Raw genomic sequence first — 26468 nt, 5'->3', positions numbered from 1 at the left:
TGCTACACCTCCCGCTGGGTGGCGATCAATTGCGACAATTCCCGCTCGAACCCGGTCAGTATTCGTTTATGTGCCCGGTCCACCCGCAATCGATCGCCGGTGGCCAGTAGGTCGAGGAGCAGGCCACGGTGCGCTGCCAACGCACCGGTCGCGAGGTCCTGGGCCGCTTCCCCCGGGACACCTGCGTCCGTCAACGCGGCTGTCATCACCGATAACCATTCGGACACGGCGGAGTCGAGAAAGCCAGGGAGCCGCGTCTGGTCGATGAGAGACATTCCGTAGGCCTCGAAGAACAGGCGCGCATAGGATTCTGACTCCACGGACGAGCTCCATTGCCAAAACCGGTCCAACAGATCGACGAACTCGGACCTGTCAGCGTCGGACAGCCACTTCTCGACACGGGCACGCTGTCGGACCCGGACACCGTCGAGAGCCTCTGCGATCAACTGCTCTTTGGAGCCGAAGTGATACACGAGCATTCGTGCACTGGTGCCGATCGCCTGGGCAAGCGGACGTAGCGACAACTCCCCCAGACCATGCTCGTGGACGTAGTCGATCGCCGCTTCCAGCAACTCGGCACGCCGCACTGGATTGGGTCGAGTCCCCACAGCCTCTCCTTTCGCCCACGGAATGTAACGAACGTTACACGAAACGAGTGTTTCGCGCCTTGTTGTTTCCTGGACTCGATCGCAGCGGCCCGTGCGAACCCTTAAGGTTCGACGTGATGTGATTCCGGCATAGTCATCGAATGGAGGCCAGGTGGTCAGCTTCTTCACCGAATCAGAGGGCCTGCTTGTGGCAGAACCACTGGCCGTCAGTCCGTGGTCCCCAACTCAATTGAGCGGTACCGGCATCTGCGGAATACTGGCACGCCAACTCGAAAAGCACTGCCCTGCAGATTTTGTTCCCGCGCGACTGACCGTGGACCTGTTCAGCCCCGTCGGCAACGAACCCATTCGAATAAACAGCGAGGTCGCCCGCGAGCGCTCGCGGATCACGGTCGCCGACGCTTCCATCGTGCAGGACGAACAGACGCGGGCGCGCGCGTCGGTTGCCTTTCTGACCACCGGCACCGAACCGGAAGGGCAGGTGTGGAGCGCCCCATCTGATGTGCCGATGCCGCCAGAAGGCTGCCTCTCCCCTGACGGATCACCACCCCTGTTCAAGAGTGGTGATCAAGAATGGACACACGATTTCGCGGCAACGCAGAACGCAGAGCGTAAGGCCACATGGCAGAGTCTTCCCCCACTCGTGGCGGGCGAGGCGATTTCACCGTTTCAACGGGCTGCGATCCTCGGCGATGCCACCAATCTTGTGTGTCATTGGGGTTCACACGGCGCCGGATACATCAACAGCGATGTGACTCTCACCCTGTCGAGACTGCCACGGGGGTACGAACTCGGCCTGTACGCCGAGAATGCTGTCGGCTCTGACGGTATCTCGATCGGTACCGCAACCCTCTACGACCGCAGCGGGCCACTCGGCACCTGTGTCGTCACCACGATGTCCAACCACCGCCGTCGGGTCGATTTCACCAAGTCGAATCCAACCCATTGATCTGGTGTCAGGCGGTTGCGGCGTCAGGGCAGGCAGACAGTTCCGAAATCGTACGGACCGACCGTCAGGTGAAGCTGGTGGCTGCCGCCGGACTCGAACAGGCACAGTCCGTCGGCGGGGTCGATGTGCGGCACCGTCCCCGGACTGGCCGACGCAGCCGTCGGAGCTACCAAGGTGGCCGCGCCGACGATGGCGACCACGGCCAGCGTCCGCTTGATGCTGTTGAGAACGAACATGACGAATCTCCAAAGATGAACTCTTCGACGACAACCCGGGGATGTCACCCTGTATCGCCGACGTGCCCGAACACGGAGTCACTCACGCCATCGGGCCTACCGGGGTCGCCCACGCCACGACGTTGTCCTCGTACCCGAACGGCGACCCCACAAACCTCCCTCCATATGTAATGAGCGCCAACTGTTCTGGGCCCTCGAGTCGATTGAGGCGGTCGACGGGAAGTGCGTTCGCCGACTTGTTGTAGTGCACGACCGATTGGACCTCATAGGTTCTGGCACCACCGGACTTGGTCTCCACGGTCACCAAGTCACCGGGTTTCAGACCGATGAATTTGTTCGCAAAGCCGACGCCCTGGCCCGCCTCGTTGATGTGGCCCGTTACGACGATGGTTCCACCGCAGTTGCCTGGCGCCTTCTGACCGGGCATATCGGAGTCGACCCACCAGCCGAGAGTGTCCACCCGCTGTGGCGGCTCGAGGACACCCTGATCTGTGGTGGCTACCGGAATGATCGGGCCGGTGCTGCCGTCCGGGAGTCTGACATTGACCGGGGCCGCAGGATGGCTGGTGGTGGCCTTGACCGGAGGCGGCAGATCATGGCGGGCCCGGTGATCTCCACCGAGTCCCCTACGGACTCAGCGTCCGGCGACGGCGAGTCCGACCCACAGCCTGCCAGGAGGGCCGAAGCCACGATCACGGCTCCGACCCCTCCCAGTACCCGACCTCGAACGTCCATCAGATCGCCGGAATCGAGGTTGGCCCGGGCTTATAGATCGGACCGGAGGGCACCGACCTAATCGGCGCACGACCGCTGGTGTCTCGTTGCTGCGAAGGAGCGGGTACGACCACAGTTGTGGGCAGGTTCGCGTCCGTGGGTTCCACGGTATCGGTGGGGTCCCCGGTGGCGGTCGGCTCACCCGTAGCGGTCGGCTCCCCGGTGGTGGTTTCGTCTGCAGCGTCGGACTGATTGACAGACCCCTGCGAGGTGCCCTCTGACGAGCCGGTGCCTCCCGAATCCGGTACTGCAGTGGCAATACCCATTCCAGCCCCGACAAGCACCGTGGTGCCGGCGATTGCCACCAACGAACGTGCGAACGTGTTCGTCATGGAGGTCGTCCCTTCACTCCTGAGATAGCTGTACGCCGCCCGACGAATGGAGGCCGATTTCCACCGGAACCGGTGGACGCCACCTCCCCGCGCACCACCCAATGTGGTTGTCGTCACATTCGATATCGCAATCGGCATCGCTTTCGTTAACCGAGATGGCCACTGAAGGAGTTCGCCCCTCGGCCCCATACCGAGGGATGAGCGCTGACACGCAAAACTCACTCCTCACTCCGAGGTGGTAGCACCCCCTAGCCACGCAGTCTGGTGGCACACCGTCACGACGAGAAGCGCTGCGGGACAGAAACGGAGAATAGGAGGTGCCTGGGGTGCGCGAGGTGGAATTGACGCAGAAACCGTTGTGCGAGTGGACTTCTCCGAAATTCCGTCCCGCGTTCACCGAGACTGGTACGCTCTCCACGCGTATGACGCAGAACACACTGATTTCGTGACTCCACATGACCCCAAAGGGAGTGAAGCATCGTGAGAAACGTTCGATCAGCAGTGACAATTCTGGGTGCCGCCGTGGCGCTGACTCTTGGGAGCGCAGGGCTCGCATCTGCCGACCAGGAAGGCGATGACAACTCGAGTTTGGGTTCGTCGGACGCGGCCGACGGGGTGGATCTGTCTGTCCAGATCGAAGGCCCCCCGCTTGACGGACCGACCTGGAGGCTGTGCACCATCACCGTCGAGAACGAGGGCAGCGAGGATGCGACGGACGTGCAAGTGAGTGCCCGGACGTTCGGGGTCTCCGATGAATGGACAATCCCGACGCTGGAGGCCGGTGCCAGCGAAGAGCTGCACCTCGATGGTTGTTCCTTCGGCGCGGCCGCGTTTGCGTCCGTGACGCCGCTCGACTCGAACCCGCTGAACAACTTCAGCTTTACGATCGGCTGATCTGATCTGCGGCGCACGTGACAGGTCCGGTCACGTGCGCCGTTCTACGTCTGAGGCAGCGTCAACGTCTTCCACCACCTAGGCGCTCGATCGTTGGCGGCGCCAGTTGTACAACGTTGTGGTCGACACCTCGAGGTCGGCGGCGATCTCGTCGTTGGTCTTGCCAGTGCTTCTTCCGGCCAGCCATGTCATTCCCAGCGATGTCATTCATCGTCCCTTCCGGCACGATTTCGAGAGCACAGGACTCCAAAGCAAGGTGGACTCGGCTACTGGGGACACGCCACAGCCCGTCCCCTATTGCCTAACCTGATCAGCGCACGATCACCACGTGCAGGTTGCGGGGGCCGTGCACTCCTTCGACGCGCTCGAGCTCGATGTCCGAGGTCGCGGACGGGCCACTGATCAGCGTGGTCGGACGTTCCGGCACGAGTCGGGCCATGGCCTCCGGGACACCGACCTCGACGGTGGCGAGCGGCACCACGCACACGTGCAAGTCGGGCACCAGCGTCAGCGCACGGCGGCCTTGATCGGGGCTGCCGTCGAGAAAGATGGTCCCGGTCTCGGCACAGGACACCGTCGACGCGGTGACCACGCCATCGAGAGAGGACAGCTCCGGCGCGGGAACATCCGGAGAATCCACCACAACCTCACCGGTGAACTCCGAAAGCCACGAATCGTCCAGGCCGACCGGCACGCCCACCCGGCGTGATCCGACCTCTTCCAGAACCTGCGCGATTGTCGCGGACAATTCGGCGCCGACGCACTGGTGTACGTGGGCCTTGTAATCCACCAACCGGTCGACGAACAGTTCCAGGCGCTCGGCGTCGTCCATCATTCGCCGGGTGCGGTACTCGCGTGGAATCTGCTGCGGCACCGGCGGAGCCAACGTCATCGCGTCCCGGATACGGCCCAGGATCACCTCCCGAGATGTCATTTCTGCTCCTCCGGCTTGGCTGCCGCGATCGTCGCCCGGCCTTCGTCCGAATCCCACCAGTCCCGGAACGTCTGCTTCGGGGGTTTCGGAATGTCCCTGGCAGCAGTCCACCCGTTCAACGGGGGCGGCAAGGTCGAGATTCTGCCCTTACGCCCCGCCATCAGACGCCCGATCCCGGTGGCCTTCTGCGCGGCACCGAAACGTGCCGCAGACGACATCGCGTACGACGCCGCCCTCATGGCCGCCGCTTCGGCGCCGAATCGGGACTTCTCCACCTTCTGATGCCGCAGCTCCACCAGCAGCGACGGGATGTCGATCTTCACCGGGCACGCATCGAAGCACGCCCCACACAGGCTGGACGCGAAAGGCAGCGACGCGTTCGGATCGTCCTTGTCGTCGATGCCGGTCAGCTGTGGAGTGAGCACCGCACCGATCGGTCCCGGGTAGGTGGAGCCGTAGGCGTGGCCGCCGGTGCGCTCGTAGACCGGGCACACGTTCAGACACGCTGAGCAGCGGATGCAGTTGAGGGCCTCGCGGCCGATCTTGTCGGCGAGCGCGGCGGTGCGCCCGTTGTCGAGCAACACCAGGTGGAAACTCTGAGGGCCGTCGTTAGGAGTGACCCCGGTCCACATCGACGTGTACGGGTTCATCCGCTCCCCCGTCGACGAGCGTGGCAGCAGTTGCAGAAACACCTCGAGGTCCGAATACGTCGGCAACACCTTCTCGATACCCATCACGGTGATGAGCGTCTGCGGCAACGTCAGGCACATGCGTCCGTTGCCTTCCGATTCGACGACCCCGAGCGTCCCGGTGTCGGCGACGGCGAAGTTGGCCCCCGAGATCGCGACGGGTGTGGTCATGAACTTGTGCCGCAAGAACCTGCGGGCCGCGGCCGCGAGGTTCGCCGGGTTGTCATCGAGATCGGCATCCACGCCTGGCATTTCACGGAGGAAGATCTGCCGGATCTCCGAACGATTGCGGTGGATGGCCGGAACCAGAATGTGTGAGGGCGTGTCGTGTCCGAGTTGGACGATGAGTTCGGCAAGGTCGGTTTCGATGGCCCGGATTCCCTGATCCTCGAGGTGCTCGTTGAGCCCGATCTCCTGCGTGGCCATGGACTTGACCTTGATGACCTCCTCCGAGTCGGCCTCCCTGACCAATCGGGTGACGATTTCGTTGGCCTCGTTCGCGTCGGCAGCCCAGTGCACGACTCCTCCCCTGGCGGTCACCGCCTCCTCGAGCTGTTCGAGCAACTCCGGGAGGCGGTTCATCGCGTCGGTCTTGATGGCCGAACCGGCATCGCGCAGTTGCTCCCAGTCGGGCAGTTCACCTGTGACGTGGAGGCGCTTCTCGCGGATGGTGTGGGTGGCTTTGCCGAGGTTGCGGCGCAATTGGTTGTTCGCCAGCTCGTGATGGGCTGCTGCGGGGAACGTTTCCGTACCGCGCAGGTTGCCGGAGCCGTGCGGGGCGCGGGGCGGCAACGCCGGTAGTCCCAATTCGACCGGACTCATGCGCTTGCCTCCGCAGGTGGAGCGACCGATTTTTCGACCGAGGCCAGGATCTCGGCGAGGTGCACCGTGGCCACACCCGTCTGCAGTCGTGTCATACCGCCGCCGATGTGCATCAAACAGGACGAGTCACTGGCGCAACAGAACTCGGCCTCCGTTCGGGAAATATTGCTGATCTTGTCCGCCATCATGGCCGTCGACGTCTCCGCGTTCTTGAGCGCGAAGGTGCCGCCGAACCCGCAGCAGGAATCGGCTTCGGGGAGTTCGACGAGATCGATTTCACGCACCGCACGCAGCAACTGCAACGGCTTGTCGCCCACGCGCAGCATCCGAAGCGAATGGCAGGTGGGGTGATAGGTGACCCGGTGCGGGTAGTAGGCGCCGACATCGGTGACGCCGAGGACGTCGACGAGCAGCTCGGACAGCTCGTACGTCCTGGACTTGACGGTCTCCACCTGCTCGCACAACGCGGGGCTGCCGTAGCGCTCGGCGATGATCTCGTGCTGATGCCGCACCGAGCCGACGCACGACCCGGACGGTGCCACCACGGCGTCGATGGAACGATCCCCGAAGTTCTCGGCATAGTTGGCAACCAGAGGTAGGGCGTCGGGCTGGTAACCGGTGTTGACGTGCATCTGACCGCAGCAGGTCTGTCCGGGCGGGAACACCACCTCGTGCCCCAGTCTGGTCAGCAGCAGAGCTGTGGCCTTGACGGCGTTCGGGAACATCGTGTCGCCGATACAGGTGGCGAACAGCGCGACTCGCATGTGCATCTCCGAAGTCCTCGGTTGTGGTCTTTCCACAGTGCCGCATGGGGCGCGGGTGCAATTACAGAATCGAGGAGACGGCGGCGTGTCGAACTAGGACTCCACCGCACGTTCGGCGAGTGCGACGGTTGCCTCGACGATTCGGGTACCTCCGTACATCACCTCGTCGTTGTGGCCCACCCCAGGAAGGACTACCCGTTCCACCGGGCCGAGGGCCGCATCGGCCACCTGCTCGCTCTGCTCGGGCGGAACGATCTCGTCCGCGGTGCCGTACACGACGGTGGTCGGCACGTCGATCGTGGACACGTACTCGACCACCGGGTACTCGTCCCACAACAGCAACCCGAGGGGAAGGAACGGGTAGTGGTGCCGGCCCGCCGATGCGAGGTCGGTGAACGGCGAACGCAGCAACATTCCTGCCAGTGGATGTTCCGTGGCCAACTCCGCAACCACGGCGGCGCCGATGCTCTCCCCGAAGTAGAGCAGCCGCTCGGGCCGCACTCCCCGCTCGACGGTGAGGTACCGGTAGGCGGATCGAACATCGCGTGCCAGGCCCTCCTCGGTGGGGTTTCCCGGGTTGCCGCCGTATCCCCGGTAGTCGAAGAGCAGAGTGGCGAAGCCGACCTCGGCCAGGGCAACCGCCAGTTCTACGCGTCCGGACCGGTTACCGCCGTTGCCGCTCGCCACCAGGACCGTGACTCCGCGATCGTTGGCACCGGGAGGCACGTACCAGGCACCGAGTTTCAGCCCATCCGAGGTGGTCAGGGTGACGTCCTGCGCGCCTGCGATCACCTGGTCTGCCGGCGGCACAGCCGTGGTATCGGGAAAGTAGATCAGCCGACGTTGCAGCACCCACACCGCAGCGAGCAGCACAACGACGACGGCGAACACGATTACCAGTGCTCGGACGACCGACGCGGTGGAAGGCATGACCCCAGTGTGCCCCTCGCCGTCGTCTGCCGATCAGGTCTACGTCGAACGTGCGGTGACGCCCGCGATCTCGTCCTCACGGAACGCATTCACGAACAATTGGTGATCTTTACGGCTCACTTCGGCGTATGCGATGCCGAAGTCGATGATCTCGGCCAAGAATTCGTCGACATGACCGTCGATGACGCCATGGATGGCGTCCTCGGTCTGGAACGTCACCAGTGTTTGATCGCTGTCTTCGTCGGAGACACAGTGCACCTTCGCGGTCGCCCGGCCGAGATCCTCGAGCACGGGGGCGATGTCTTCCGGTTCGGTGAGATCGGACCAGTCGAGATCCAGTTCGTACGGGGACAGTTCGGACACCAGGAACCCGACCCCGCCGATCTCCGTGTACCCGAGCAGCGGGTCGGTGTGAACCTGCAGGGCACGCTGGCTCACCACGGTGCGGTGACCTTCGTGCTGAAAATAGTCGCGGACGGCTGCTTCCTCGACGATGCGGCTCGGCGCCGCGTAGTTGCCCTGTTTGAGGGACAGAATGATGTCGTTCTCGAGGGCCTGCGATGCTCCGTCGATCAACACGTTGTAGGCGGGTAGGCCGGCACTGCCGATTCCGAAACCCTTACGCCCCACCACATCCTTGATCCGATAGAAGTCCGGGCGCTCGGACCGCTTTCCCTCGGGAAGCCGCTCGACATAGGTTTCGAATGCCCGACGCACGCTGGCATATTCCGCCTCGTCGAGATCGCGTACACCGCGTCCGCGACGGAAGCGCCGGTCGTAGTCCTCGACCACCGTGACCTTGTCGAGCAAGCCTATCCGGGTCGACGTGCGAGCACTGAGCAGCAGATCACGGATGGCGCCGCGCGAATTGTCCAGCCCCACCGCGTATTCGTCGTCCATGTCACGGCGTACATAGTGCTCAACCTGCTCGATGTAACTGCGCAGATACGTCTCCGCGAGCTCACGGACCGTGCTTTCGGGGAGAGCCTTCTGCCAACCCATCAACGCGAGACTGGCGACGAACCGACGAAGATCCCAACTGAAGTGCCCCACATAGGCCTCGTCGAAATCGTTGACGTCGAAGATCAGCGTGCCCTCGGAGTTCATGTACGTCCCGAAGTTCTCGAGGTGAAGGTCGCCGTGAATCCACACGCGACCCGTGCGCTCGTCCGCCCACGGGTCGTCGAAATCCCGCAGGTCGTTGTAGTAGATGCAGGCACTGCCCCGGTAGAAGGCGAACGGGTCGGCGGCCATCTTCCGGAACTTGGTGCGGAACGCACTCGGGTCCGCCTCCATCAGATCGGCGAATGCGTCCACCAACACGTCCACGATCTGCGCGCGCCGGGTGGGATCGATCTCTTGCACACTTCCTCCAATACTCGACGCCAGGTCTCGGTCAAAGTTCGAGATGTAGTCGCAACGCTTGGTCGAGCTTCGTCACGACGTCGGCGGGCAGATGCCCGACCGCAGCGGCGCCGATACGACGAACCGAGACCGAACGGACCTGTTCGGCTTGGGCTTTCGACGGGTGCCGCAGCCCGGAATCTTCTGGGTCCAACTCTACTTGGAACGGGAAGACGGACTCGATGTTCGACGTAACAGGCACGACGGTGACCACCCCTTTCCCCAGTCGCTCCGCGGTCAGATTGGCGCGATCGTTACTCACCACAACCGCCGGCCGACTCTTGGCCGCTTCACTGCCCTGAGCAGGGTCGAGGTCGACCCACCGCACGTCGCCGCGCCGGATCACCTGACACCGTCACCAACGGTGTCATCCCACAACTCGTCCGCTTCCTCGGTGAACGCGGCCGCGTAGTCACGCTCGAGACCGGCGGTGGTCAACATCCGGATCGCCGCCTGCACTCCCGCAGAACGGCCGCCCGACAATCTTTTGTCCTGCACATACCCGTCGAGTACGGCGAGATCCGTGTCAGGCAGGCTGACCGTGATTCTTTCCGTCATACTAAAATCATACCTGCGTAGGCAGGCTTACACGTCGGCGAGTCTGGCGCTGTCGTCCCACAACGCCTCGGCCAGGTCGTCGCGGCGCGCTAGATCAGAGGGGTCTGGCCAGCACAGATCCCCTTTGCGCAGTGCGGCATACGTACGTCCGGGCGGCGGCGATGCCACACCGAGTGCCAGGTCGGCCAGGGCGTTTCCCGCGTCCGAACGAGTGTTCAGATTGCTGTTGAGGCTGCGCAGCGGCCCGGCGAGGACCGATGCGCCCAGCACCGACCATGCGGTGCGCATCGGCAGCGGCAGACTCTGGGCCAACCCGGTCCCGAAGACCTGCCCCGGGTCGTAGGCAATCGCCGTGATCTTCCGGTCTCGGATGTCGGGGCGCGCGGCCAGCGCACGGGCGGTGAGTGCGGCGCACAGCTTCGACGCCGTGTAGGCGTGTTGCCCTGCCTTGCTGGGCCGCGGATCGAGACGGAAATCGCGATCGGGATGCGCCAACAGCGCTGCGTCGGCGTGACGCGGCGGAACCAGCCCGGCGTCGATGGACGGGTCGTGGGTTCCGCTGCTCGTGAGGGTGACAACCGCGCCGGCGGCCAGCCTGTTCAGCAACAGGCGCAGCAGCAGATAGTGCGCCAGATGATTGACGGCGAAGGTCGTTTCGAACCCGTCGGGCGTTCGACCTTCGGCGTCGGGCCGAACGATTCCGGCGTTGAGCACGAGGACATCGATGGGTGCGTCGCCCAGCGATTTGCACACCTCGGCGGCGAAGGAACGCACCGATGCGAGTTCGGTCAGGTCGAGCGGGATCGGTTCGCCCACCGCTGTGTATCGACGTGCGCCCTGCACCAACCGAGCACCGTCTGCTGCGGTCAGGCGCTCGGCAGCGATTGCCCCGAACCCGGAAGTCCCACCTGTCATGACGATGGTGGCCATCGTTTCCTCCATGAGCTAGACCACTTTCAATGTACGGCAGCGAGATGCCGGATCGGTGAAACACTGACTGCATGGCAGCTGAACGTATGGAAGACCGTGGCCCGGAGTTCGCCGGCATCAGGATCGGCAGGCCCGCGACGGGTGCGCTCATCGATGCCGGGTACTCCACCGTGTCCGACCTGCCCGACAATCTGGACGAACTCGGAGCGCTGCACGGCGTCGGCCCGAAGGCCATCCGGCTCCTGATGGAAGCCCGCGGGCAGGGATGACGAACTCCAATTCTGCCCTCAGTCGGTAGCTTTGGGGTGGCCGGTACCCGCAGCCTTGATCCACAGAGTGTGCCGGGCGATGTCGACGAGATACCAGATGCGGCCTCCTCCGGTGACTTCGTATTGCCACTGCTCCATCACCGTCCCACCGTGTTCGGCGGTAGCGAGGGAGCCTTTGAGCTGGTGGTGGCGTGGGGTCGGCGCGGGCGCATCGGTTCGCGAGCGAAGCGCACTCCACGCGGTCAGGTGGGGCCACCCGGTCACCGCGCTTCGGGCTCACAGAACACGCGGCGGCGGAACCGCGCCATGATCGTCACCGGTGTCGGTGGCAAGGGTTTCAGCCAGTTCAGGATCAGCCAGAACTTCGGCAGTGTGCCGCCAGGCATCGATCACCTGCACCACGGGAGCTGGGTTGTCGATCGATTCTGCGGCCCGCAGCGTCTCCACCAACTCGCGCACGAACTCCCGAATCTCCTCTTGCGACAGGAACGCCACCCATGGGAATACCTCGGGCAGCACATCTGCGACCAACTCACGAGCCCTGCCGTCGCTCTGCATCACCGCCGCGAACATGCGCGTTGTCACCGACGCCGCCGTGCACTCGAGCTCCACCCGCGCCGTCGTCGTGAGTACCAAGTCCTCGGAATCGCGACGTCGTACCAGTAGCGACTGGGCCGCCGACCTGTGCAGCCGCTCGACCGTCGCCTTTCCCTGCAATTGCAGTTCCGAGAACGTCACCTCGTCAACACCCATACATTAAACTAGTTCTAAAGTAATGATCTGCGATGACAGGTACGGTCTCGCGGTGACGATGGTCGGCCGTGGCTTCTCGGTTCTCGCCGCCGCCATCCGCGAACTCGCCGACGCGCACGCCTGATGAACGCGCCGCGCCGCTTCATCTGCCGCGCATCCTGCGCATGCCACGATCTGTGCATGGAGACCCGAATCGAGCGAGCGGATTTCAGCGATCCGCGCCTTGGCGAGTTCCTGCAGGCTCATCTGGACGACATTGCACCAACAGCTCCGGATGTGAGCCAGCATGCCCTCGAGATGTCGGACCTCATGCGCCCGTCGGTCCGGTTGTGGGTCGTGCACCAACGCGACGCGACAGTTGCCACCGGGGCCCTCGCCCAGCTCGATTCTGGTCACGAGGAACTCAAGAGCATGCGCACGGACCCCGAATGGCGTGGACAGGGAATCGCGCGAATTCTCCTCGAGCACCTCATTCGAGATGCGAAGGGTCGAGAGGTTGCTCGGATCTCGTTGGAGACCGGATCGATGGCGTATTTCGAGTCGGCACGTCGCCTGTACCGCCGAGCGGGCTTCGTCGAATGCCCGCCATTCGGCGACTACGTCAGCGACCCGAACAGTACTTTAATGACAGCACTGCTCTGATCAGCAGGGAGGCAGCGATGGACGATCCACCCGAAGAGGCGTACGGGCGAGTGACAAACCCGGAACGGTTCGCTCCGCTCATCCCAGCTGCCGAAGAACTCGTTTCGGAACTGGAACGACGGTTCGAGGTGACTGTCACCCGCGGGCCGGCGAAACCCTGGAAGTCGTCGGATGTCGTACCACTGGAGACGGTGCAGGTCACTCCGGTCCGTCCGGATCAAGCGCCGCTCACGATCACCTTCACGTCATTTCCTGGACTGTCCATCGACGCCGGCGCCTGGCAGCACTTCGCGCTACCCGCGTGCGGATGCGACGCATGCGATGAGGACGCCGAAGAGTGCCGGCGGGGCCTGGCCAAGTACTCCGAAGCGCTGACATCTGGGCAACTGTCCGAGCACATCACCGGCCGAATCCAGCCCGTTCTCACACACAAATGGACGGGAAACGCCTGGGGCGGCAGCAGTGCTGCCAGCCTGACCCGGTCGCGGGCTGCTGAACTACGTGCCAAGGCTGTCCAGCCGCCGGCCGACGGACACTGGCTGCCGTGGACACCTCGCGGCCGTCCATCGGCATGACCGGTCGGCCGACGGACGGCGCGGCGCGATTCAGGCGGCGATCAGGTCGTCGATCTGGTTGATGGCCGACGACGCTCCCTCGACCACACCCATGTCCAGCACCTGCTGGAGCCCGTCAGCGGACTCGTAGGTGCCCACGTAGGTGGCTCGGGTTCCTCCGTTGTGCTCGGTGAACGTGTAGACGTTCGTCGAACGTGGCATCTCGGGGTTCGGATTGAAATCGAGATCGGCGAAGCCGTCCACGAAAGTGAAGCTTCTCGGCTCGTCGACGGCCGTGATTTCCCAATAGCCGGCGTGCTTGTCGCCTTCGGGGCCGGTCATGAAGTACGTGACGCGGCCGCCGGGCGTGAGGTCGTGGTCGACCACGGTGGCCGGGTAGGTCGGCGGACCCCACACCTTCTCGAGTTGGCGCGGGTCGGCGTAGACCTGCCAGATGCGCTCCACCGGCGCGGCGAACTCGGCGGTGATGGTCAGGGTGAGCTTGTCGAGATCGTGCTGGACATCGGTGACAGGCATGGTTCAGTCCTCCTGGTCTGGTGATGCTGTGGTCGATTCGGTGGCGATCATTTCGTCGATGCGTGCTATGCGTCCACGCCACACCTGTTCCAACTCGGTGAGCATGGACGCCACCGACCGCACCGCCACCACGTCGCCGCTGGCCAACTGCTCGCGGCCACTGCGCCGTTTGGTGATCAGGCCGGCCCTCTCCATCACGGCCACGTGTTTCTGCACCGCGGCGAAGCTCATCTCGTACTTCTCCGCGAGCGTGGAAACCGAGTACTCCCCCGCCAGCACCCTGCGCATGATGTCGCGCCTGGTCCGGTCGGACAGTGCATGGAACAGGGCGTCTGCCCGGTCCTCGTCGTTCTCGGTCACCTCCCCAACATACAACCATTTGGTTGTATGTTGTCAAGGCTTTCGTCGGCGACGACCTGCATCGCGGGCACAGGAACTCGCCGCCGAGTTCGGGAATTGACGAGCCACCGTCATACGTATTCCACGCTGCTCTGGGATACCCGCGAATGGTGGTCCGGAAGCGTCAAGGCACTCCGGCGAGTGCTCGTGACTTTCCTGCGCGGCGGACGGCACCGGGTGAGCTGCCGACTGTGCGGGTGAACGCCCGGCTGAACGACGCTTCGGACAGGTAGCCGAGTTCGGTGGCGACGGCAGCGACAGTGGTGTCGCCGCGCTCGAGGCGCGAGCGGGCGAGGTCCATCCGGCAGCGGGTGACGTAGCGCATCGCCGATTCTCCGACGAGTTCGGTGAACCGGGCCGCGAACGCGGAGCGAGACATCGCGGCCTCGCGTGCAAGCGATTCGACGGTCCAGTCGTTGCCGGGTGCCCGGTGAATCGCGGCGACGGCCTGTCCGAGTTGCGGGTCCTGGAGTGCGCCGAGCCAGCCGGTGCCAGCAGCCGAATCATCGGCCAGCCAGGTCCGTATCGCCTCGATGACGAGGATGTCCGCGAGCCGGGTGGTGACCGCTTCCCCGCCGGGGCGTAGGCGGCTGAGTTCGGTCGCCATCAGCCGGAGGGTGTCGGCGATCCGTGAATCGCGTTCGTCGGACGTGTCGATGTGAATCAGCGACGGCAGTACGTCGAGGAGGCGTCCGACGGCCGGCTGCTCGAAGCTGACCACCCCGCAGATGAGGGTGGACGGCGCACCGCCTGCGCCGCAGCGCAACAGGGAGTAGTGCTCGCTCACCATCTGTTGGGGCAATTCGTCGACGCGCCCCTCGATGGCGGCGCCGGGATTGCTGCGCAGCAAGTGCCCACGCCCGTGCGGGACAAGGGCGAGGTCTCCGGCACGCAGGTACACCGGCGCTTGCCCGTCGCCCTCGAGCCAGCAGCCGCCGCGCGTCACCACGTGGAACGACAGGCAGTTCCCGAACGGGGGTATCTCGAGACCCCACGGACCGGTGGCCTCGGTGTGCGAGTAGAAGACCCCGCGCATGCGCACCAGATACAGCGCCTCGGCGAGCGGGTCGCGGGGCAACCATGGCTCCAACACGTCTGGACGAATGGACATGTAATCCAGCGTATGTGTCATAGAACATCCTGACAATGCTGCTTAGCGTGGACGTATCCGCAGTTCAGGATTCGATCAAAGGAGAATGTGATGAAGGTTCTGGTAGTCGGGGCGACCGGTGGTTGTGGGCGCGCCGTCGTCGCAGAGTTGGTGGGGCGAGGTCACTCGGTGACTGCATTCTCGCGCCACGCAAGCGAACTGGAAACCGGGCAGGGAGATCTGCGAACCATCGACGGCGACGTCACCGATCCCCGTACCGTCGCCGATGCCGTGACGGGTCACGACGCCGTCGTCGTCACCTTGGGGATCAGCGAGAACCCGATGCGGGTACGCGTGCTCGGCCCTGCACATACCGCCGCGGACGTCCGGTCACGGGGAACCCGCAATGTGGTTGCCGCGATGAAGCGCGGTGGGGCCAGGCGTCTCGTCGTGCAGAGCACCTATGGGGTCGGGGATACGGCGACACGCCTCGGTCTGGTCGATCGACTGTTCTTCGCGGTCCTGATCAAGCATCAGGCGGCGGATCATGCCGTGCAGGAAGCGGTTGTCCGCGAAAGCGGCCTCGACTGGACTATCGTGCAACCCATCTACCTCACCGATGATCCCGTCGCCGGCAAAGAATTCGTATCGACAACAGGCGAAGTCGCGGTGCGGAAGGTCTCGCGCAAGACTGTCGGCCGGGTTCTGGCGGACTCCGTCGACAAGGACGAGTACGTCGGCTCCTCGATCGCGGTGTCGGCGGCCGGTTGAGTCGAAACGGAGGATGGTGTGAGTCGGTCTCAGGAGTTCGAAGTTCGTCAGGGATTCGAAGTTCGTCGCGCGACCACGGCGGAAGCCGCTGTGGTCGGGCGGTTGCTGTACGACTTCAACACCGAGTTCGAGTCGCCCACCCCCTCCGCAGACGAGTTCGCGTCACGATTCGAATGGCTGCTGGCCCGTGACGACGTACTGGTTGTGCTGGCGTTGGACGGGGAAGATGCGGTCGGATTCGCCTACCTGACATCGCGACCCACCCCGTACGGAGACGGGCCGCTCGCGCAACTCGAGGAGCTCTACGTTCGCCCGTCGTTGCGGGACAAGGGGATCGGCACCGAGATTCTCTCTGCGGCACTCACCGACGTCACCGGGCAGGGGGCGATCGAAATGCACATCAACGTCGACGAAATCGACACCGACACTCGCCGCTTCTACGAACGACACGGGTTCGTGAACATACAGCCGGGCACGGACTATCGAATGCTCTGTTACTTGCAGGAGTTGTGATCGGTCATTCCGGCGGATGGACCGGCTCAGCGTGCAAGCGCGACGGCGGCGATTCCACGACGTCGGCGAGGCGGCTGCCGGCCTCGTCGAGGACGGTTGACAGGTTCTGGAATGCGCGGCGACTCCGGGCTACGAAGTCGCCTGCGACTGGAGGCTCGTCATCATGCGTCACCTTCTGGACGGAACCAAACGCTTCGGTGAACTCGACAGGACCAGGCAACTCCAGGCACACACCACTAGCCATACCATTGTTTAGATAGCTATCCAATGACATACTTGGGGAATGCCATTGGGTGACAACACTCGCTCGTGGCCGCCCGTCGACTACGAGCGACACCCGTGGAGTGCCACCTCCGACCACGGGTCCCGGCGCGAACGTCGCCTGACGTCCGGCCCTTATCAAGCAGCTGTACCGCCCTTCATCGCGCACCAGGCCATCTCGATGAGCACTGAGTTGCACGCACTGGCGGAAGAAGCGGCAACGGAACTGACCCGTTTCGACGTCGAGGTCGGCCACATCACCGCTCCGTTCGCGTCGATCCTGCTTCGCACCGAGAGTGCGTCGAGCTCGGAGATCGAGAATCTTACGAGTGGGGCACGGCAGATCGCGTTGGCCGAACTCGGCGAGCACGCCTCCCGGAGCGCCCGGCTGATCGTGGGAAACGTCAGGGCAATGCACGCTGCCTTGGAATTGTCCGATTCGATCGACGCGGAAGCGATCCTGCGGATGCATCAGGCGCTGCTCGAACACAGCGATCCGAACATTGCCGGCCGATGGCGGCAGGAGCAGGTATGGATCGGCGGCGGAAATCTCGGGCCGCACACCGCGCAGTTCGTACCACCGCATCACGTCCGGGTTCCCGAACTGATCGACGACTTGATCGCATTCGCCGATCGCGTCGATCTGCCGGTGGTGGCACAGATCGCAGTCGCACATGCGCAGTTCGAAACCATCCACCCATTCCCGGATGGAAATGGGCGTGTCGGTCGTGCACTGATTCAGGCGATGCTGCGCGGTGGTCAACTCACGCGGAGTGTTGCTGTTCCGGTATCTGCTGGCCTGCTCCACAACACCGCAAAGTACTTCGAGGCGCTCGGCGAGTACCGGAAGGGAAACATGGAGCCGATCGTGCGTTCGATCGTGGACGCTTCATTCGCTGCCGTCGCCAATGGTCGCGTACTCGTCCGCGACCTGGAGTCGGTTCGTGCCGATTGGCGCACCCAGGTAGTCGCGCGACGAGACTCGGCGGTACATCGGTTGGCCGACCTTCTCCTTCGTCAACCAGTCGTGGACGGCAAACTCGTCGCGTCCACTCTCGGGGTCACCGGCGCCAACGCGCAGATCGCGATCGACCGGTTGGTAGCGGTGGGGATACTCACCCAGATCACTAACGGTCGACGGAACCGTATCTGGCAGGCCACAGAGGTAGTCCGGATGCTGGACGAATTCGCTGCCCGCGCCAAACGCCGCCGGGGATAGGCGGGTTGGAGAGATGATTCGAGTAGTACGGGAATTTCGGTGAGGTTGTCGTATCCGGGTAGGCCTGTTCGTGGAGTGGGTACAGGGAAACCGCCATGACGCAGTACCTGCTTTCCGTCGTCGTCGACGCCAGCGTGTACGACGTTCCGCTCGAACAAGCACAGCCACAGTTCGATGCCACGGGCAAGTTCAACAACGAACTCGAGGCCAAGGGGGCATGGGTGTTCGCGGGCGGGTTCGGCCGTCTGGAGTCCGCCACCACGGTCGATGGCACCGGGTCCGACGTGATCGTCACCGACGGCCCGTTCCAGGACACCAAGGAGTTCCTCGGCGGATTCTGGGTCGTGGAGGCACCCGACCTCGATGCCGCCCCGAAGATCGCCGCGAGAGCGTCGAAGGTGTGCGGGCAGCGGATCGAGATCCGTCCGTTCGACGGCGCATGAGCACAGACACCCGAACGGAGATCGATCGGATCTACCGCGAGGAGTACGGCCGGGTGGTGGCCTCGCTCGTCCGCCGCTTCGGTGATCTCGACATCGCCGAAGACGCTGCTGGTGAGGCCCTACTCACCGCAGTCGAGCGGTGGCCGTGCGACGGCATACCGCCGAACCCGGGCGCGTGGCTGACGACCACAGCCGGCAACCGCGCCATTGACAGGATCCGTCGAGAATCCCTGCGCAAGCACAAATATCAGGCAGCCATGCTCATCGACGACCCAACCCCACACGAGCCCACCGGCCTGGTCGAAGACGACCGACTGCGCTTGCTCTTCACATGCTGTCACCCCGCGCTCGCCCTGGAGGCACGCGTTGCCCTGACCCTGCGGTTGCTCGGTGGGCTCACGGTTCCGGAGATCGCGCGCGCGTTCCTGGTTGCCGAAACGACGATGGCGCAGCGCATCACCCGCGCCAAGGCCAAGATCACGTCCGCGCATATCCCGTTCCGGGTGCCCGACCGCAACGACGTCACCGATCGGTTGGGCGGTGTGCTGACGGTCGTCTACCTCGTCTTCAACGAGGGCTATCTTCCAGGTGCCGGTGACGATTCCCAGCGCGGCGAGCTGACCGGCGAGGCGATCCGATTGGGGCGCATCATCCGACAGCTACTGCCCGACGAGGGTGAGGTGGCCGGGTTGCTCGCGCTGATGCTGCTGATCGAGGCACGCAGCGAATCCCGCTTCGCAGGCGGGGAGCTGGTGATTCTCGACGATCAGGACCGCGGCGGCTGGGACCAAGCCCTCATCACCGAGGGTCGTGCACTCGTTCGTGAATGTCTCGCCCGGGTTGCGGACGGCCGGGACCGGCCGGCCGCTATCAGATCATGGCGGCGGTCAACGCCGTCCACACCGATGCGGCAGACTCCCGCGACACCGACTGGAACCAGATCGTCGCGCTCTTCGACCAGCTGTATGCCGTCGAACCGACGCCGATCGTGGCCCTCAACCGCGCCGTGGCCGTCGCCGAACTCGACGGACCGAACGTGGCACTGGCCATCGTCGACGCTCTTCCGCTGGACGGCTATCACGCCTGGCACACCACCCGCGCCGACCTACTGCGCAGGCTCGGACGTAGCACTGAAGCACGGACGGCATACGACGCCGCGATCACTGCCACCGAGAACCCCGCCGAACGGGCGTACCTGACGAGGCGGCGGGATCATTTGGCCGCATCAGGCGAGTGAAGAACCGGACCAACTCCGGGCGGCCAAACTCACAGGGCTATGCAACCGACTATTCCCCGATCGGGGTGCCGTCGACCTGTTACATCCGCTTCACTACCTAGAACCCGGCAGGAGGCCACCCACAGTTTCGAGAACTGCTCCGCTCGCAACCAACGCCTCGATATCAGCAGACAACGCCGATTTGATGTCGGCACCAACCCTCGCCCATCCGAATAGTCTCGCGACCTCGCGAACAAGGTCAGCGTGCGAAATTCCTGGGCTGTCTTCAACAACGTTCCGAAGCGCGAACTGCCGCTCGACTCCAGGCACGTGACCAACCTTTCGGTGACACCGATCCGTGGGAAACCTAGCTGCGACAATTTCACGGTCAGGAAGGTCATACGCAGCGCCGACCTTCACAACCCGCTTCCTTTGAACGAGCGTGTCCAGCACTGTTCGAATTCTCCTTTGAATGACCTGGCCCGACTTGGCGAGCAACCACGCCGATCTCACTCGTGTAAAGACGAGTTCCTCCACGATCGGCCCTTCACGCTCAAGCACTTCAAGCACCACCGCCTTGATCGCGTCGGTGGAACCAGAGTCCTGCAGGTCGGCCCAAGAGCGACGTGCTTGTTGCCGGGTTTTCCGCAGGTCGTCGTCGCTGAGGTGCCGATACTCCTGCGCCCACTCACGCGCACGATCCTCAACTGAGACGAACTCGACCGTGCGCGCAGTGGGCATCGGAGAAAGTTCCGATTCCAATTCCAGGCCTGACCCTTCACCCCAAAACTCGTCCACTGTCGGCGTATCCACGGCATACCGATCAATGGCACATGCCGCTTCCACGGCGGCACGAAGCCGATTCATAGCCTCATTGCGATCCCGGTACCAATCCGTCCCCCAGATCCGGTGCAACTTCCAACCAAGATCCCGGAGAACCGCCTCGCGCAATCGATCTCTATCACGAGCGGCCTTCGACGAGTGATACATAGCACCGTCACATTCGATGCCAAGAGCAAACGCGCCCGGCGCGTCAGGGTGACGGATTGCCATATCGATCCGATACCCAGCAACACCGACCTGGGGTTGAACCGAGTATCCCCATTCTGTCAGGACCCGCAGCACAGACTCTTCGAACGGGCTCTCCGGCTCGGCGTCGAGATCGATCGCTTGAGTCGCAAGAATGCGAGGTCCGTCCTCCGCGTATTCCAGATAGCGTTTCAGGTGCTGAACGCTCCTGTTGGCACTGTCCGGAAGTTCGCCCCCTCGGAACGAGGCGACGACTTCCATACGACGACGCGCACGCGTTACCGCAACGTTGAGGCGGCGCCATCCGGCCTCCCTGTTGATAGGACCAAATTCGGAGCGTAGGCGACCCTGAGCATCGCGGCCGTACCCAACCGAGAGGATAATGACATCGCGCTCGTCGCCCTGAACCGTTTCCAGGTTCTTGACAAAGAACCCATCCAAGCGGCTGTCCGTGAAGAACTTTGTGAGGCCAGGTCGAGATTTACGCGCATTCTCGATGGCCTCCTCGATCGCTTCCGCCTGAGACTTCGACAAGGCAACCACACCGAGCGTCAAATTTGGCCGCGTCTCGAAGTGATGAATCACCCTCTGCGCCACATGCTCTGCTTCGATCCGATTGTCGCGTCGTCCGCCTCGGTCGTAGATCCCGTCCACCTTGAAGAACTGCACGCCGATGTCGTGGCCGTCCTCCTGAGATCCCGGGAACGTCACCATCGCGTTCTCGTAGAACTCGTGGTTACTGAAGGCAATGAGATGCTCGTGACGGCTCCGATAGTGCCAACATAGCGGGAGCGATCGCAGGATACCGCTCGCCTTGCAGCTGTCGAGGACCGACTCGAAGCCGGGTTCGTCTTCGTCCCACTCATCGTCCTCGTTAGTATCGTTCGTGGCATTGAAGAACGCTGTTGGGGGCAGCTGACGCGGGTCGCCGGCGACTACGAGCGCATCGCCGCGATAGATCGAGTTGACTGCATCCTGCGGTAAAACCTGTGAAGCCTCGTCGAATATGACGACATCGAATCTGTAGTCGGACGACAAGAACTGGCTGACAGTCAGCGGGCTCATCATGAAGCACGGCTTGAGCAGCCGCACCACATCCCTAGTTTCGTCGAGCAGATGTCGGACGGGCATATGCCGTCGCTGTTTCATTGCCTCACGACGGATGGTCGCGGCTTGCCCAACAGTGGTTTTCCTCGGCCGCCGCGCATTACAGGCGGCGATCACATCGGCATGCGCGCCCTCGACGAGTTCGCGGTCCAATTCTTGGAATCGCTCGACGAGACTGTCACGGTCTACGCCCTTATGTGGCACGAGTCGTTCGTCAGTTGCGAGCTGCTGCTCCACCCACGCGACCAGCACGGCGCGCTCGACTGCGGCCGGAAAGTCTCCGTCCGAAATTCCTCGCTGCGCGAGCTGCGACGGCAGCCCACCCAAGCGGTACTTGTCGAGAGTCCCCATTGCATCACGACTTGCTATCCACGTTTCTGGACCGTACGGATCACTCGCGAGCGAATCGAGTGCTGCACCTGCATCTTCCAATGATCGCGAGATCTCATCCTTCAGCTCGCTGCGTCGTTCGGGCTCGAAGCAGTCCAGAAATCCCATGTGCTGCCGTCGCCAGTCCTCAAAATGGACGCGCAGCAGGTTATCCGGCGCTGTCTCGAGCATCATCTTCGCAACCCGCTTGTCGAGCGCCGCCGAGTTACCTCGGTTTCCAACCCGACGGACGGACTGAGCCCACTTCACAGCATTGCTGATCTGCGCCGGCACGGTGTCGAGCCCGCTTTCGAGACTTCCCAGAACAGCCTGGTAAGCCTCACGGCTACCGTTGAATGCCTCTTCGAGGTCCCGTGCCTTCGCGGCTGCGGCTACTGCTGAACGAGCGGATGCCAGGGTTGGCACCGGATCCTCGCCGACGACCCTCGTGACAGTGCGGATCAGCTCCTCGGTCTCGGCAAGCGGTTGCAGGTGGACGCGAAGCCATGTCGCTGCGTCCCCCGCAGCCACGGCCAGGAGCTCCGAACCTGACGAACCCACGCCGAGTTGGCCGACTGACTGCTCCCAATCTCGCACTCCATCAAGAACTTCAAGCACGCGCACCTGCAAGGTGTCATCGGGCGCCTGCCCGTCTGCGAGCGCAGCCACCAGCCTGCGCCGACGCTGCGGGTCGACGAGGGCGTCCGGAGCCAAGCTCCTGAGCGCGTCGGCAACTTTCAGCGCCTCGGACAATGGCTCGGTATCGGGATTGCCGTCGAGCGCGTAGCGCCCGAGAAGTGCGATCTGCTCGGTAGAAGTGTCGGCTCCAGGGTCTGCGCGCAGCGCTCCGATTGCCGAAATAATCATTCGCCCGGCAGCCGTGGACGCACGCTCGTGGTCGGCGAGGGACTTTTCGACGGATTCGAGTGTGGTTTCCAAACCCCGATACGACGCGCCGAGCATTTTTCGGTCGTCCAGCTCAGTACTCTGGAACTCGGCAACCTCGTCCTGTGCCTTATGCGCTGATGCTGTGGCTTTCCGAATGGAACCCAACGTATGTTCGCTGGTATCCGCACTGAAACGGCCGGTAGTCGAAGTGACCTTGTCGGTAAGGTCACACGCGAGCTCCAAAGGAGCACGGTGAGCTTGCACCCAGTAGGCTGCCCTGCCCAGAGAAACCTCAGACATTTCAGCGTGCGCAATAAGCTCCGGAAGGTCGAGCAGGTCCGTCCATGAGCCGAGCAGCTCCCTCAGCTGACGACCGTCATCCAGGAAGTCCTGAGCTAGCTCCCCACCGTCGCCCAGTTGCTCGCCAAGTTTTGAACTGATCTTGGGGTTGGCGAGAAGATCGCGAGTGAGTGAGTGGATCACACTGGCGTGTTCCAGCGCCGATTCAAGGGCATCGGAGTCCACTTTGACGGTCGCCGGATCGACGAAGCGTCCCAAGAGCCCTGCTTTCGCTTCGCACTGCCTACGCAGTTCGTGGTAAGCACGGTGCCATTCCACCGCTAGCGGCAGCGCATCATAGAGCTCAGCCCGCCATGAGCCACCTTCCGAATGTGTAGCCACCGTCCGTCGGTCAGCACGCACTGCCCTGGAGAAGAACGCACTGAATCCCCGCGGCGCTCCAGTCAAGCGCGCGACCAAGTCTGGGAGATCCGGCAACTCGACGATCGACGGAAGGAACACACCAGTCGCCTTCGTCTGCGCTGCATGGAGCTGATGGATTGCATCGTTGATTTCCCCAGCAGCCTCCTGTACGCATGCCAGGATACTGGGATCGAACCATTCGCGCAGCGATCGATTTGGAATCGCACTGCATTCGATGAGGTCGACTACCACTGTAACCTCGTCGACGGTCTCGGGTTCGGGACAACCGAGCCGGCTGGCAAGTGCACTTGCCAGCTCATCCGCGGTCGTGAGCTTCTCTTCCATTTCTGAGAACGACTCAGAGAGTCGAGCGAGCTGCTTACGGTTCGATCGCTCGAGGTCGAGGCCTGACGGCCGCAGCTCCACAAGAGCGATTTCGCTTGCTGGTGGCACGTTCTCGATCGAACGGTCGAGCTGGTCCCAATTCCGCCCGGCCAGCGCGGATGCAGCTTCGATTGCCTGCAGTGCATGATCACGCCGGGCGAGAAGACACCTCAACTTCGCCGCTATCAGCGTGACAGCAGCGGTCCCGGCTTCCGTAATCTGTGCAGGTGAGAACCACGTTTCCAGCGGTCGATGTGCAGATTGTGCGAGCAACGCTACCTCGCAAATTATCTCGGCACCCCGTGCACCCGAGGGGTGCGTCAGGCCGAGATCATTCGAGAGAGTTGTGATTCGCAGGTGAGTTCGTTCCAGGCGTTCAGCCAGCTCTCGAAACGAGATCGCGGTGCCACGTGCCTCGTGTTCAGTCAATCCAAGTAGGTCGAGTGCAGGTGGCGCCAGCGTTTGCAGCGCACGCTCGGATTCAGTGCTTTCAGCGGACAGGCGGGCTGGCATGTCTTGCCAGTGAGCACCTCCCTCAGCGCAGGCGTTCTCGAGCGCATCGCGAACGTTCTCCAGTTCGGACAGGTACCGGTCCACGCCAGCCTCGACGTCGTCGAGGAAGTTCCCTGTTGTGAGCCACCATTGAGGAACTCGAGCTCTCGACTTCACCAGAGCGAGCATGTCGAGCAGATGCTCTACGTCATTTTCGTTACGCAGAGGAAGTGCACCGTCAGTCAAGCTTCGGTAACGATCAACGGCACCCGTCAGAACGCGAATGGCGGCGTGCGCTTGGTCGAGCGCGGGCCTCACATTCACTGCATCTCGACGCACGTTGCGCCACGGGAAGTGAGGATCCGCGACAGCTACCCAGCAGCGGGCAATCGAGTCGGTCGCACCGATGATCGCAGTCAGGTCACGGCTGGTCAGCATTTCAGCTCTGAACGCACCACCGCGAGCAGCCGGATCGATATACGCGATCGCAGCATCGGACAAGCTCACAACAGATCCGATGACGTCGTGCAGCGTTCGCCCGAGCGGATCGCGCACCTCGTTCATCGCTTCTGCGTATCCCGTCAGCGCTTCACGGGCGAGCCTCACGTCCTCCTTGGTGTCATGAGGGAGGCGAGGAGCATCGGGCTGCTCGTCCAATGCACGGCCGAGTTCCTTGGCGACCGCGCTGCGTTTCGTCGAATTGCTGTGAATCGCCAGAGCATAAGAATCCAGCCCAACCGACTTCAACCGGTCAAGCACGACATCGAGCGCGGCCGCCTTCTCGCTGACGAACAGAACGCTGCGGCCTGCATGAATAAGTGCAGCGATCATATTGGTGATTGTCTGACTCTTGCCGGTGCCCGGAGGTCCATCCATTACGAACGATTGTCCTGCAACTGCAGCAGCAATCGCTTGCCGTTGTGACGCGTCGGCGTCGAGAACCAACGGGGCTTCTTCCGGCGGTGACAGTTCGTCGATACGGTCGAGTTCAATCTCCTCGAAGTCGAAGCGATCTGCCGCCAGCTTCGCACCTGGACCGAGCGCCAGGGCCTTAATGAGGTCACTCCCCATGACCTTCGATTCGTTCTCCAGGAGGTCCTGGTACATGGACTCCTTGTGGGAGGCGAACAGCGCCAGGACCACTCGTTCCGAGATAGTCCAACTGTTCTTCCCCGCGATACACGATGCAGCCGTCTCAAAGATTGCTGTCAGATCGGTCGGATCCTGTTCGGATACCGGAGACCAATCGATGTAGAGCTGCTCCAACTTCACGGGCAACGCAGGGTTCAGTTTCGGCTCTTCGTCTTCGTTGAGGACGAGGCGAATGCGGCCGTTCGCCATCCGCTCGAGGACGACTGGAATCAGAACGAGCGGCGCCTCGCTACCGACTTCAGCTCCGTCTTCACGCCAGTTGAGCATCCCAACGCCGAGCTGGAGTGTCCAGATGCCGTAGTCGTTGAACACCTGCGTCGAACGTCGCCGAAGGTTTGTAAGTGCGCGGTACAGACTGGGCGCTGTCGTCTTCTGCGTAATCACACCCTGCCGCTTATGCGTTTCGGAACCGGCAGTTCCGGGCTCCCGCTCGGGTTCTTCATCGGGAAGCGCGGCGAAAGCCCATCCTCTTTCCAACCCAGGTACGAGGTGCTCCACTGAGGGATGAGTGATTTCGAGAGTCGCCGCCTGCGTGTGGCGGAAGTTCAGCAGGCGATTTCTCCCGCTCAGATCGACCAACGAAGTCCGCCACCGGCCGATAACGCTCTTCAAACGTTCGAGGCCATCATCGCCACCGAAACCACTCGGAGTTGTCACGCTGATCCTTGCTATCGCTATAGATGGGATGGCCACGACCCAGGCGAATCACTGCGGGTCTGAGCAAGCCTGTTGGTGTGCAGATTCTGGATTCGGAGCTGGGCGGATTACCCGCCCGGCAGGTACCTACGCCCTCAACGGGCGCACAATCGGTGTCGATTGATCGACGCACTCAATACTCGGGCCGATTGACGGGA

General features: G+C 63.1%; 30 protein-coding genes and 1 pseudogene. 11 read left to right on the top strand and 20 right to left on the bottom strand.

Features of this window, described 5'->3' with window-relative positions:
- Positions 1 to 2: 2 nt before the first annotated feature.
- A complete protein-coding gene (locus tag ACZI8Q_RS03295; protein ID WP_463372072.1) occupies positions 3 to 608 on the bottom strand; it encodes a TetR/AcrR family transcriptional regulator in 606 nt (201 codons plus the stop codon).
- A gap of 151 nt (positions 609 to 759) precedes the next feature.
- Between ACZI8Q_RS03295 and ACZI8Q_RS03290 the strand changes: the two genes are divergently transcribed.
- Positions 760 to 1557, top strand: coding sequence for a thioesterase family protein (locus tag ACZI8Q_RS03290; RefSeq protein ID WP_463372071.1), 798 nt, complete (start codon positions 760 to 762; stop codon positions 1555 to 1557).
- Between the two features lie 23 nt (positions 1558 to 1580).
- On the opposite strand, the gene ACZI8Q_RS03285 is transcribed toward ACZI8Q_RS03290, so the two are convergent.
- From ACZI8Q_RS03285 to ACZI8Q_RS03275, 3 genes are all read right to left on the bottom strand, one after another.
- Positions 1581 to 1793: a hypothetical protein gene (locus tag ACZI8Q_RS03285; protein WP_463372070.1), complete on the bottom strand. Its 213-nt coding sequence runs from the start codon at positions 1791 to 1793 to the stop codon at positions 1581 to 1583.
- An 82-nt stretch (positions 1794 to 1875) separates the two neighbouring features.
- A complete protein-coding gene (locus ACZI8Q_RS03280; RefSeq protein ID WP_463372069.1) occupies positions 1876 to 2253 on the bottom strand; it encodes a class F sortase in 378 nt (125 codons plus the stop codon).
- Between the two features lie 274 nt (positions 2254 to 2527).
- On the bottom strand, positions 2528 to 2899 hold the full coding sequence (locus ACZI8Q_RS03275) for a hypothetical protein (RefSeq protein WP_463372068.1): 372 nt from the start codon (positions 2897 to 2899) through the stop codon (positions 2528 to 2530).
- Between the two features lie 480 nt (positions 2900 to 3379).
- On the opposite strand from ACZI8Q_RS03275, the gene ACZI8Q_RS03270 reads away from it, so the two are divergent.
- Positions 3380 to 3793, top strand: coding sequence for a hypothetical protein (locus ACZI8Q_RS03270; RefSeq protein ID WP_463372067.1), 414 nt, complete (start codon positions 3380 to 3382; stop codon positions 3791 to 3793).
- A 78-nt stretch (positions 3794 to 3871) separates the two neighbouring features.
- Here the strand turns inward: ACZI8Q_RS03270 and ACZI8Q_RS03265 are convergent, their stop codons facing one another.
- The 9 genes from ACZI8Q_RS03265 to ACZI8Q_RS03225 form a co-directional block, all read right to left on the bottom strand.
- Complete coding sequence (locus ACZI8Q_RS03265; RefSeq protein WP_463372066.1) at positions 3872 to 4000, bottom strand: hypothetical protein; 129 nt, start codon at positions 3998 to 4000, stop codon at positions 3872 to 3874.
- 103 nt (positions 4001 to 4103) lie between these two features.
- On the bottom strand, positions 4104 to 4727 hold the full coding sequence (locus ACZI8Q_RS03260) for a LutC/YkgG family protein (protein ID WP_463372065.1): 624 nt from the start codon (positions 4725 to 4727) through the stop codon (positions 4104 to 4106).
- Complete coding sequence (locus ACZI8Q_RS03255; protein ID WP_463372064.1) at positions 4724 to 6238, bottom strand: LutB/LldF family L-lactate oxidation iron-sulfur protein; 1515 nt, start codon at positions 6236 to 6238, stop codon at positions 4724 to 4726. Before ACZI8Q_RS03255 ends, ACZI8Q_RS03260 begins: the two co-directional genes overlap by 4 nt.
- Positions 6235 to 7002 (bottom strand): (Fe-S)-binding protein, encoded by a 768-nt coding sequence (locus tag ACZI8Q_RS03250; protein ID WP_463372229.1) that lies wholly within the window; start codon positions 7000 to 7002, stop codon positions 6235 to 6237. Before ACZI8Q_RS03250 ends, ACZI8Q_RS03255 begins: the two co-directional genes overlap by 4 nt.
- A 93-nt stretch (positions 7003 to 7095) precedes the next feature.
- Positions 7096 to 7932 (bottom strand): alpha/beta hydrolase, encoded by an 837-nt coding sequence (locus tag ACZI8Q_RS03245; RefSeq protein WP_463372063.1) that lies wholly within the window; start codon positions 7930 to 7932, stop codon positions 7096 to 7098.
- A gap of 39 nt (positions 7933 to 7971) precedes the next feature.
- Entirely contained in the window at positions 7972 to 9228 is a 1257-nt protein-coding gene (locus ACZI8Q_RS03240; protein ID WP_463372228.1) for a DUF2252 domain-containing protein, read from the bottom strand.
- A gap of 100 nt (positions 9229 to 9328) precedes the next feature.
- Positions 9329 to 9682, bottom strand: a complete 354-nt coding sequence (locus ACZI8Q_RS03235) for a type II toxin-antitoxin system PemK/MazF family toxin (protein WP_463372062.1) — start codon at positions 9680 to 9682, stop codon at positions 9329 to 9331.
- Positions 9679 to 9894 (bottom strand): transcriptional regulator, encoded by a 216-nt coding sequence (locus ACZI8Q_RS03230; protein WP_463372061.1) that lies wholly within the window; start codon positions 9892 to 9894, stop codon positions 9679 to 9681. Before ACZI8Q_RS03230 ends, ACZI8Q_RS03235 begins: the two co-directional genes overlap by 4 nt.
- Before the next feature lie 27 nt (positions 9895 to 9921).
- Positions 9922 to 10824 carry an SDR family NAD(P)-dependent oxidoreductase gene (locus ACZI8Q_RS03225; RefSeq protein WP_463372060.1) on the bottom strand — a complete coding sequence of 301 codons (903 nt, stop codon included), beginning with the start codon at positions 10822 to 10824 and terminating at the stop codon, positions 9922 to 9924.
- 71 nt (positions 10825 to 10895) lie between these two features.
- Here ACZI8Q_RS03225 and ACZI8Q_RS03220 point away from each other — a divergent pair, with 71 nt between their 5' ends.
- The gene (locus ACZI8Q_RS03220; RefSeq protein WP_463372059.1) at positions 10896 to 11093 is read left to right on the top strand and encodes a helix-hairpin-helix domain-containing protein; all 198 of its coding nucleotides are present in this window, start codon (positions 10896 to 10898) and stop codon (positions 11091 to 11093) included.
- A gap of 18 nt (positions 11094 to 11111) precedes the next feature.
- Here the strand turns inward: ACZI8Q_RS03220 and ACZI8Q_RS03215 are convergent, their stop codons facing one another.
- Both ACZI8Q_RS03215 and ACZI8Q_RS03210 read right to left on the bottom strand, forming a co-directional pair.
- Positions 11112 to 11357 (bottom strand): hypothetical protein, encoded by a 246-nt coding sequence (locus ACZI8Q_RS03215; RefSeq protein WP_463372058.1) that lies wholly within the window; start codon positions 11355 to 11357, stop codon positions 11112 to 11114.
- Between the two features lie 12 nt (positions 11358 to 11369).
- A complete protein-coding gene (locus ACZI8Q_RS03210) occupies positions 11370 to 11846 on the bottom strand; it encodes a hypothetical protein (RefSeq protein WP_463372057.1) in 477 nt (158 codons plus the stop codon).
- 123 nt (positions 11847 to 11969) lie between these two features.
- Between ACZI8Q_RS03210 and ACZI8Q_RS03205 the strand changes: the two genes are divergently transcribed.
- Positions 11970 to 12488, top strand: a complete 519-nt coding sequence (locus tag ACZI8Q_RS03205; RefSeq protein ID WP_463372056.1) for a GNAT family N-acetyltransferase — start codon at positions 11970 to 11972, stop codon at positions 12486 to 12488.
- 17 nt (positions 12489 to 12505) lie between these two features.
- A complete protein-coding gene (locus ACZI8Q_RS03200) occupies positions 12506 to 13063 on the top strand; it encodes a DUF6226 family protein (protein ID WP_463372055.1) in 558 nt (185 codons plus the stop codon).
- Between the two features lie 30 nt (positions 13064 to 13093).
- On the opposite strand, the gene ACZI8Q_RS03195 is transcribed toward ACZI8Q_RS03200, so the two are convergent.
- The 3 genes from ACZI8Q_RS03195 to ACZI8Q_RS03185 all read right to left on the bottom strand — a co-directional run bounded on the left by ACZI8Q_RS03195 (position 13094) and on the right by ACZI8Q_RS03185 (position 15089).
- Entirely contained in the window at positions 13094 to 13579 is a 486-nt protein-coding gene (locus tag ACZI8Q_RS03195; RefSeq protein WP_463372054.1) for an SRPBCC family protein, read from the bottom strand.
- Positions 13580 to 13582: 3 nt separating this feature from the next.
- Complete coding sequence (locus ACZI8Q_RS03190) at positions 13583 to 13939, bottom strand: ArsR/SmtB family transcription factor (RefSeq protein WP_463372053.1); 357 nt, start codon at positions 13937 to 13939, stop codon at positions 13583 to 13585.
- Positions 13940 to 14102: 163 nt separating this feature from the next.
- A complete protein-coding gene (locus ACZI8Q_RS03185) occupies positions 14103 to 15089 on the bottom strand; it encodes an AraC family transcriptional regulator (RefSeq protein WP_463372052.1) in 987 nt (328 codons plus the stop codon).
- A gap of 90 nt (positions 15090 to 15179) precedes the next feature.
- On the opposite strand from ACZI8Q_RS03185, the gene ACZI8Q_RS03180 reads away from it, so the two are divergent.
- Both ACZI8Q_RS03180 and ACZI8Q_RS03175 read left to right on the top strand, forming a co-directional pair.
- Positions 15180 to 15839, top strand: a complete 660-nt coding sequence (locus ACZI8Q_RS03180; protein ID WP_463372051.1) for an NAD(P)-dependent oxidoreductase — start codon at positions 15180 to 15182, stop codon at positions 15837 to 15839.
- A gap of 18 nt (positions 15840 to 15857) precedes the next feature.
- A complete protein-coding gene (locus ACZI8Q_RS03175; protein ID WP_463372050.1) occupies positions 15858 to 16352 on the top strand; it encodes an N-acetyltransferase family protein in 495 nt (164 codons plus the stop codon).
- 4 nt (positions 16353 to 16356) lie between these two features.
- On the opposite strand, the gene ACZI8Q_RS03170 is transcribed toward ACZI8Q_RS03175, so the two are convergent.
- Positions 16357 to 16524: a hypothetical protein gene (locus ACZI8Q_RS03170; protein ID WP_463372049.1), complete on the bottom strand. Its 168-nt coding sequence runs from the start codon at positions 16522 to 16524 to the stop codon at positions 16357 to 16359.
- Between ACZI8Q_RS03170 and ACZI8Q_RS03165 the strand changes: the two genes are divergently transcribed.
- The 4 genes and pseudogenes from ACZI8Q_RS03165 to ACZI8Q_RS03150 all read left to right on the top strand — a co-directional run bounded on the left by ACZI8Q_RS03165 (position 16516) and on the right by ACZI8Q_RS03150 (position 19512).
- On the top strand, positions 16516 to 16608 hold the full coding sequence (locus ACZI8Q_RS03165; RefSeq protein WP_463372048.1) for a hypothetical protein: 93 nt from the start codon (positions 16516 to 16518) through the stop codon (positions 16606 to 16608). The genes ACZI8Q_RS03170 and ACZI8Q_RS03165 overlap by 9 nt on opposite strands.
- A gap of 27 nt (positions 16609 to 16635) precedes the next feature.
- Complete coding sequence (locus ACZI8Q_RS03160) at positions 16636 to 17832, top strand: Fic family protein (RefSeq protein WP_463372047.1); 1197 nt, start codon at positions 16636 to 16638, stop codon at positions 17830 to 17832.
- 95 nt (positions 17833 to 17927) lie between these two features.
- Positions 17928 to 18275 carry a YciI family protein gene (locus ACZI8Q_RS03155; protein ID WP_463372046.1) on the top strand — a complete coding sequence of 116 codons (348 nt, stop codon included), beginning with the start codon at positions 17928 to 17930 and terminating at the stop codon, positions 18273 to 18275.
- Positions 18272 to 19512 (top strand): annotated as a pseudogene (locus tag ACZI8Q_RS03150) (RNA polymerase sigma factor). The gene ACZI8Q_RS03155 and the pseudogene ACZI8Q_RS03150 overlap by 4 nt, the downstream one beginning before the upstream one ends.
- A gap of 93 nt (positions 19513 to 19605) precedes the next feature.
- Here the strand turns inward: ACZI8Q_RS03150 and ACZI8Q_RS03145 are convergent.
- A complete protein-coding gene (locus ACZI8Q_RS03145; RefSeq protein WP_463372044.1) occupies positions 19606 to 26271 on the bottom strand; it encodes a DUF3320 domain-containing protein in 6666 nt (2221 codons plus the stop codon).
- Positions 26272 to 26468: the final 197 nt, after the last annotated feature.

Source organism: Rhodococcus quanlei (assembly GCF_055231015.1).
Note: the sequence above shows the minus strand (reverse complement) of the source record. Positions and strands in the feature narration are given on the sequence as shown.